General features: G+C 57.5%; 2 pseudogenes. Both read left to right on the top strand.

Annotated elements, in window-relative coordinates:
* Positions 1–548: pseudogene (locus tag VU18_RS19785) on the top strand (xylose isomerase); the annotation flags it as partial.
* Between the two features lie 13 nt (positions 549–561).
* Positions 562–2,062: pseudogene (gene xylB / locus VU18_RS08120) on the top strand (xylulokinase).
* Positions 2,063–2,103: the final 41 nt, after the last annotated feature.

Genomic DNA, 2,103 nt, shown 5'->3' with positions numbered 1-2,103 from the left:
ACATCGAAGCGAACCATGCGACGTTGGCGGGCCATACGTTTGAACATGAGCTGCGCGTCGCCCGCATCCACGGCATGCTCGGTTCGGTCGATGCGAACCAAGGTGATACGCTGCTCGGCTGGGATACGGACGAATTCCCGACCGACTTGTATACGACGACGTTGGCGATGTATGAAATTTTGCAAAACGGCGGCCTTGGGCGCGGCGGCTTGAACTTTGACGCGAAAGTGCGGAGAGGCTCGTTCGAACCGGAAGATTTGTTCTACGCTCATATCGCCGGGATGGACAGCTTTGCGATTGGTTTGAAAGTCGCTCATCGCTTGCTGGAAGACCGCGTGTTTGAACAGTTCATCGAAGAGCGGTACAAAAGCTATACGGAAGGCATTGGCCGCGAAATTGTCGAAGGAACGGCCGATTTCAAAAAACTCGAGGAGTATGCCTTGCAGCTCGGCGAAATTCGCAATACGTCCGGCCGCTTAGAGCGGCTGAAAACGCTGCTCAACCAATATTTGTTGGAAGTCAGCGTGCCGAGCGTATCCCGTTCGTGAAAGAGGGATGAGCGTGGAATATGTCATTGGCGTCGATTTAGGAACAAGTGCGGTGAAAGTGTTGCTTGTCGACCGCAATGGGCAAGTCAGAGGGGAATGGACCGAGTCCTATCCCCTCTACCAGCCTCATTCCGGCTATAGTGAGCAGCGCCCGGATGATTGGGTGGAAAAAACGATCGTCGCGCTCCGCCGCGTGTGGGAGACGGCGGGCGTTTCCCCCGAGTCGATCGCGGGGATTAGTTTTTCCGGACAGATGCATGGGCTGGTGTTGCTTGACGGCGACGGGAATGTCGTGCGCAACGCGATTTTGTGGAATGATACGCGAACGACGGAAGAGTGTCGGGAAATTGAAGAAAAGGTCGGCCGCGACCAGCTGCTTTCCATTGCCAAAAATGAGGCGCTGGAAGGGTTTACGCTGCCGAAACTGCTGTGGGTGAAAAACCATGAACCCCACCTTTACGAGCAGGCGCGGGTGTTTTTGTTGCCGAAAGATTATGTCCGCTTCCGCTTGACCGGGCACATGGCGATGGATGTATCGGATGCGGCGGGGACGCTGCTGTTGGATATCAAAACGAAAACGTGGAGCGAGGCGATCGCCCGTGCGGTCGGCGTCGATCTCACGCTTTGCCCGCCGCTTGTCGAGGCGACGGCGTTCGTCGGGACGCTGCGCCCGGAGGTGGCCGAGCAGACGGGGCTGCCGGTATCGGTGAAAGTGTTTGCCGGCGGGGCGGACAACGCCTGCGGCGCGGTTGGCGCGGGCATTTTGGCAGAAGGCCGCATGATGTCAAGCATCGGCACGTCCGGCGTTGTGCTTGCCTATGAACAAAGCGGGGAAAAAGACTTCGCTGGACGAGTGCATTATTTCAACCATGCCGAGCCGGATGCCTACTATATCATGGGAGTGACGCTGGCGGCGGGCTACAGCTTTGACTGGTGGAAGCGGACGTTTGCGGAAGACGTGCCGTTTGCCGAGATCGTCCAGCGCGCTGCCGAGTCGCCGATCGGTGCGAACGGCTTGTTGTTTACGCCGTATTTGGTCGGCGAGCGGACGCCTTATGCGGACGCCGATATTCGCGGGTCGTTTATCGGCATCGACTCGCGGCAGACGAAATGGGATTTCGCCCGCGCGGTCATGGAAGGGATTACGTTCTCGCTCAACGAGTCGGTGGAGATCATCAAAGCGAGCGGCAAAACGATCGATTCGGTCGTCTCGATCGGCGGCGGGGCGAAAAGCGCCGAGTGGCTGCAAATCCAAGCCGATATTTTCGATCTCCCGGTGGAAAAGCTGAAGAACGAACAAGGGCCGGGGCTCGGCGCCGCGATGAATCGCGGCCTGCGGCGTCGGCTGGTTCGATTCGCTCAAGCAATGCGCGGATGCGTTCAAACAAGTCGAATCCGTCGTCGAACCGCGGCCGGATGCGGTCGCCCGATACAAAGAGCTGTTTTCCATTTATCGAGAGATGTATCCGCACACAAAAGAGCTGGCCAAACGGTTAAAAGCGTTTCGGCCGTGACGACAAACTCCCTAAACCAGTGGATGGTTTGGGGAGTTTTT

The organism is Geobacillus sp. ZGt-1 (assembly GCF_001026865.1).
GTDB lineage: Bacteria > Bacillota > Bacilli > Bacillales > Anoxybacillaceae > Geobacillus > Geobacillus thermoleovorans.
This window is presented reverse-complemented; position numbering and strand designations above follow the sequence as displayed.